Source organism: Nitrobacter winogradskyi (assembly GCF_006539545.1).
Lineage (GTDB): Bacteria > Pseudomonadota > Alphaproteobacteria > Rhizobiales > Xanthobacteraceae > Nitrobacter > Nitrobacter winogradskyi_A.
Window position 1 is genome coordinate 1 of record NZ_BJNF01000063.1, and the last position, 5,827, is coordinate 5,827.

Consider the following 5,827-nt stretch of genomic DNA (forward strand, 5'->3'; position numbering starts at 1 on the left):
CGTTATTGTTTGAGCTTGTTGGCGCGGGATCGTTCTTGTGTCTCTCGTCTGTAACGCTGCTAGCGTGGCGCATCTCGCCGGGAGATGCGTCATGATTATCCCTCTCGTGGCCGGCACCACGGGTTTGCGATGGCTGTGTTGGTGCAGCTCGAACGACCGTCGTCTCGCTGCGATCCTGCGATTTCTTACTGCATGAGTATCTTCGGGTCGCAGGTTCACCACGAAGATGACGTTCGTGCCTTAGGCCGGATTCCTGGCGCGGACTAAGCCGAAGGCAACTCAGCAGACGATTTGACTTCGGTCTCGCCAACCGACTTATCCGATGTCGGATTCGCGGATGTCTGCGGTGATGCGATCACGGGCACGATGCTATGAGAGCCCGCTTCTGGCAGAGCCGAGTGAAGATCAGGCTTGCGAGCGGTCAAGCGCTGGAAAGCCTGCATCAACGAGACCCGTAGACTGACGGCCGTGCCGCGCAAAGCGTCCCATAACGTCGCCACGCCTAGATTTGGCACCAGGATCGACGCTGCTCCGGATTCAGGCAGCGCACGGTTCAGAACGAGACGTGAAGCATGCAGCGGAACGATGGATCCGGCGTGAGCATGCTCATGGTCGAGATCGTTGCCAGGCAAAGCCGCGGGCAGTTGAAGAACGGTAGCCGTTTGACCTTCTATCAGGCGGTTGATCTTTACGATCTCTCCGTCGGGAAACTCCAACGCATCATGCTGGACGTAGGGATCATCCAGGTCGACCTGACGGAAGCTGGCGACCGTATAATTCACGCGCGCCTTGCCAAAAATTCGCACGCCGAAAACTTTGGGGCTGAAAGCGCGATCATGTTCGACGACGGCGTCAAAGGCGAGTTCCGTTCCGGGAAGCAGGCAAACTGCCATCTGCGGCGCGTCATCGTGAACGACGAGCCGGGTTCCGATTTCACCGACGGCAGCGAAGCCACGCGCGTTTGATCGCGCAAAATCCATCGTGACCAGTTTGTCGCCTACCTGGGCGGGTCGCGAGGAGACGTGATGCAGGCTGTAATCGCACATGAAAGGCTCCTCAAAATCGCATCACACATTTGCGGCCTTAACATCAGCGTGCACACTTAGTTCCTGCAGTGTCTCGCTACACCTCCATCAACGCCAATCAATTTTCCGGCATGGATCAAAATCGCTCTTATAAGCTCGCCGACTGGAGCGCCGTTTCCGTAATGAGGAAGAAGAAGCGCGGGTTTCGTCTGATCCTATTCAATGGCAACTTCGCCGATGACGAGTTCAGCGCCGCTGCCATCACCAGCACTGGGCTCAACCCGCACGGTGACCTGCGACGGCTTGCAACCAGCAGGCAAAGCAAAACCGAATCGTTGGGGTTTGGTGTTGTTCCCCGCGGCGAAGGGCTGCTGTGGGAAGATGCCGAACCGCCCGATCTCACGCTCCTCGGTTCCGCAAGGGATCAGGACGACGCCTTCGACCGTGCCAGCCACCGCGGGCTTGAAACCCGTGACCGTGACGACAAGCCGTCCGGCATCATCTTGCGGCGGTTGACGCGCCGGCGCGATCGCGACCCGCGCCGGAGCGTTGACGCGGGCGCGCGCGTCATTCTCTTCTGCTGCTGCCATTTCGAGGGCCGATAACGCCGCCACAGCGAAGACGGCTCGAATCGCGCAACCTTTTGTCCGCTTCATCGGCGCCGTCTTCCCTCATGACGCAAGACTATCCCGAAACCAAGACGACCTCGACGCGCTGCGGCGTCGCACTGCCTACCTTGCCGTTACCGGTCTCATTGCCCACGACGATTTGCAACCCGATGGTGCCTGGAATCGTTCCGGCCGAACCGTAAACCTTCTGAAGGGCATCGGTAAGATCGAGGACGAAGGATGGAAGTTCGTGGTCGCCGTGCGCGCCATGGCCGCCGCCACCGTGATCGAGCATGGCGAAACTACCCACATAGCGGCGGTCCGAGGGGGATGCGTCGGCTGGAACAGGTTCATCGCCCAGATAAATCTGGATCGTCGTCGTGCTCGGATCGGTGATGGCGACATTCCGGAGAATGGCCAGAGCGCGGCTTCCGCGCGCCGATGCCTCGCGAGCCGCGGCGAAGTCCATGGTGTCGAATCCGGAGCCTACGGGAGCGCTCCGCACGACGCCCTGCAAGGCAGCCTGCGGCACCTCGATTTTGAGAGCCAGCGCGGCGCCAGGCGTCGCGCTCTTGTTGTTTTCAACCACCGCGGTCTCGACCTTGCCGGCCTCAACGTTGGAGGCAGCCTTCGCTCCGAGAACGGCGTTAAGCGAGCGCTCCAGGGTCATTGTTCGGGCGCTGCTGGCGACGACCGCAGTCTGCGTGAAGCCATAGCTGTAACCCAGCTTTTCGGGAACATAGAGGTCGGACACTTTAGGAGACCAGAACGACCCGTCCGGATTGAGGTAGTTTTCCTTGAACGGCATGTCGGTCCAGAGCGGATCGGTGCTGTTCTGATGCTTGAGATTCCACAGCGCCCAGATGCGGTCGATATTGCCGTGGTGCATGAAGAATATCGGGTCGCGCGGCGATGCGGCTGTTGGCATCCAGCCACCGATGTTGTTGTGGACCTGGTTGTGCGGTGTCGCTTCAAGCGTGCCTTGCACGCCGCCTCCGCCGGTGATCCAGGAAGGATCGAGCGAGTTCTGGCCCGCGGGACGGCTGGTGCCGAAAACCTCGTAAGGTGACGCGTTGAGAATCGTACTGAGAACCGCGGGCCCCACGATGTTCGCCGGCATCGGCTGTGTCGGCGGCCACGTCCGTTTCCTGCCGTCCTCATTCACGCACAGCCAGTTGGTCTTTCCGTCCGGGGTCTTCTCCGGCAGGAACACCTCGGGCATTGTCGGGCTCGCCGTCCAGTCCCAGTAGGGCATGGCGAAGTCCTGATTCTTGGTCAGGCTCCGAACGATACGTTCGTACATCGCGGTAAAAGCGCGGTGCCACGGCAGGAAGTACCAGTCGCCATGCGGGCAATAGCGGAATCCGGTGCTGATGTTGCCGTGAAAATTCGCGAGTTGCACCCAGTTGAACTTATCATTGGCGGGCTTCTGTTTCATGATGCCGACCGCATCGCGATAAGTCGCGACGATGGGATCGTTCCAGGCAAGCCCCTGCAATGAACGCCGGACAGGAGGCGTCTTCGTCGCCGCAAGCGCGCGCACCGCGGATACATTCGCGGCGATGAGGCCGGCGCCGATTGCTCCTCCCTGCAGAAGAACCGTCCGTCGTGTCGTTGTCATGTCACTACCCCCATGTTGCGGCGTGATCGCCGGTGTCGAACATACACTTGCGGAAGAATACTGATTCTGAATTGTCAGTCGCGATACGGCCGCTGTGGGCTGGAGCCATCACGGCGTGACGACTCCGGCGTAAGCTATCGGCCAATCCCGTCGAACGCGTCATGCATATTGAGTCGATACATTCGCGCGCATCTTTTCGAAGCCGCTTGATCGAGAAAGGCCTGATCGAGAAAGAAAAGAAAGGGCATGGCGTTGCAGCTGGAGCATGATTCCGACCCAAAGGGCCGCACCAGCGTAAAGTGGAAACCGGTTTTCGGATAAGATCATGCTCGATTAAAAAATTAATGTCAGAATCTGATTCAACGCAATGAACCAGACTCTATTGTCAGCCGAGGCATTGAAGTTTGCGCGCGACTACCCGATGTCGTCAACAAGGTTCAGAAAGCGGTGAACTGATTATCCTGGAGCCTTTCCGCGCCGACAGAGTCAGAAGCGTGGCTCTATGATTTTGATCTGACGCGTTTTCTTCACGCGACCCGGCATCCACTTCGCTCGAAAACGCTTTACAGCTTGCTGTCTGTTTGATGAACGCTGAGTTAAGCCAATCCAGCGAACTCAAATTCGAATGTCTGCATGTTTTAGAATCGCTCGATGAAGTTGTCGGCGTGGCGTGCATGGACGAACGATGAGGACGCCTTTTGTTTTCTATGAACTGACGCATCGTCGTTGGTTGCGGGCGCAAATCCGCGATGTCCTCTCCAGCCATGGCTGGTCGTTGCAAAGAAGAAAAGTGCCTCGAACGGACTTCTTTCGCTGACAGTGAACGACACCGAAGGCGCCGAGAACGGCGATCGTCGCAATGGCTAACGTTCGAGACGAATGCAAGCTGGTATTGATGCAATGCTGGCGTGGCCGCTTCGGCGGCACGGTTCTCCGAACGTCTTCGATGGCGGCCGGATGGTGACCGGGCCTCTGGAGGATCGTCCGGTCAAAGCAGCGAGAGAAGGACTGAGTTCTCTGGAAGTCGCCCGCGAATCGCCGGAGCCAGGTGCAAGCATCATTGCCCAAATGCGGCAAGCATTTGGGCAATGAGGGGCGTGGCATTCCGTTGAGGTTGATTATCGAAGATCGCCCCGCGCTTAGCGAAACGCCGGGGCGCGTTTCAGGCGGAGTGTCCGTTCAGCGGAGGGTAGGTGAGTTACAGTTGCTCTGCGACCTGGGTCAGCAGCTTCTTGGCTTCTGCACGCGCCAGCTTTTCGTGCTGGAGAAAGTTGGTTCTGTCGCCGTTATCGAGAAGAACCTCGAGGTGCACGGTCTGTCTGATGTCGGTTTCTTTATCCACGACCTCGATCAACAGTCTGCCCCACAGCTTCCCGAAAGGTGCGTGACCGTCCAGGGCAAACTTCGTTTCGTCCAGCTTGATCGGCATTCCAGTCCTCATTTTGCTTCGAGATTGGTCTCGGGTGACCCTCCGAATAGCTCGGTATCGTGCTGTGATGCAACTGGCGAATCCGGTTGCGAGGATTCTCCGAATATGCAATGGGCAGGATAATCGATCCGACGTCGTTCCGTGGTGTAACTCGCGGTGGCTTTAGCGTTTTCGAGCGCAGCATATCCTCGGGCTTGAGCCCCAAGGATGGGTGCCGGTTCGCATGAAGAAAATGCGTCATATCAAGATCATGGGCTCCAAGATCATGGGTCCTTCGTCTCCGTGATGACATGCAAGACCGGCCCTGAGCGAACCGACCGAAGCTATACTTTCAAACATCGGGTCGGGATCCGGGGCGCCGCCCGCAGCGGGTGGACCGGCTTGATCGCCGGCCGGTGATATCCAGATCTGATGTCAGATGTGGCGCGAGCCATGAGGTGCGCTATAGCTTTTCGAGCAAAGCATGTCCTCGGGCTTGAGCCCCTAGGGCGGATGCTCGGTTCGCGTGAAGAAAGCGCGTCAGAACAACAATCTGGAGCTTCGCTCCTAATTCTGGCAGAAGCGAAGCTCCAGGAGAGAGGTGGGTATGACGGTTTCTACGGAACGTGCGGTTCTTGCCGGCGGCTGCTTCTGGGGTATGCAGGCTCTGTTGCGCCGGTATCCCGGCGTGATCTCGACCCGGGTCGGCTACACCGGCGGCGACGTGCCGGACGCCACGTACCGCAATCACGGCGATCATGCCGAGGCCATCGAAGTCAACTTCGATCCGGCGGTGACCAGCTATCGGCAGCTGCTGGAGTTCTTTTTCCAGATCCATGATCCGACCACGGAGGATCGTCAGGGTCACGATCAGGGCCTAAGCTACCGTTCGGCGATCTTCTACACGAGCGATGAGCAGAAGCGGATCGCGGAAGAAACCATCGCCGAGATCGACGCCTCCGGTCTTTGGCCTGGTTATGTCGTCACCGATGTCGAGCCGGCCGGACCATTCTGGGAGGCCGAGTCCGAGCATCAGGATTACCTGGAGCGTTTTCCAAACGGCTACACCTGCCATTTCGTCCGGCCGGAGTGGAAGCTGCCACGCAAATAGGAGGCTGGTCAGGCGGCAGCCGGTGATTGATAGCTGGAGCGTTTTCGAGCGAAG

The 5,827-nt window shown here is 58.6% G+C and carries 5 protein-coding genes; 2 read left to right on the plus strand and 3 right to left on the minus strand.

The window, feature by feature from the left end:
* Positions 1 to 263: 263 nt before the first annotated feature.
* On the minus strand, positions 264 to 1,046 hold the full coding sequence (locus tag NWI01_RS11930; RefSeq protein ID WP_141384060.1) for a hypothetical protein: 783 nt from the start codon (positions 1,044 to 1,046) through the stop codon (positions 264 to 266).
* 68 nt (positions 1,047 to 1,114) lie between these two features.
* Between NWI01_RS11930 and NWI01_RS11935 the strand changes: the two genes are divergently transcribed.
* The gene (locus tag NWI01_RS11935) at positions 1,115 to 1,630 is read left to right on the plus strand and encodes a hypothetical protein (RefSeq protein WP_141384061.1); all 516 of its coding nucleotides are present in this window, start codon (positions 1,115 to 1,117) and stop codon (positions 1,628 to 1,630) included.
* Between the two features lie 79 nt (positions 1,631 to 1,709).
* Here the strand turns inward: NWI01_RS11935 and NWI01_RS11940 are convergent, their stop codons facing one another.
* Positions 1,710 to 3,254 (minus strand): tyrosinase family protein, encoded by a 1,545-nt coding sequence (locus tag NWI01_RS11940; protein WP_141384062.1) that lies wholly within the window; start codon positions 3,252 to 3,254, stop codon positions 1,710 to 1,712.
* Positions 3,255 to 4,452: 1,198 nt separating this feature from the next.
* On the minus strand, positions 4,453 to 4,683 hold the full coding sequence (locus tag NWI01_RS11945) for a hypothetical protein (protein WP_141384063.1): 231 nt from the start codon (positions 4,681 to 4,683) through the stop codon (positions 4,453 to 4,455).
* Positions 4,684 to 5,269: 586 nt separating this feature from the next.
* On the opposite strand from NWI01_RS11945, the gene msrA reads away from it, so the two are divergent.
* Positions 5,270 to 5,773: a peptide-methionine (S)-S-oxide reductase MsrA gene (msrA, locus tag NWI01_RS11950; protein WP_141384064.1), complete on the plus strand. Its 504-nt coding sequence runs from the start codon at positions 5,270 to 5,272 to the stop codon at positions 5,771 to 5,773.
* Positions 5,774 to 5,827: the final 54 nt, after the last annotated feature.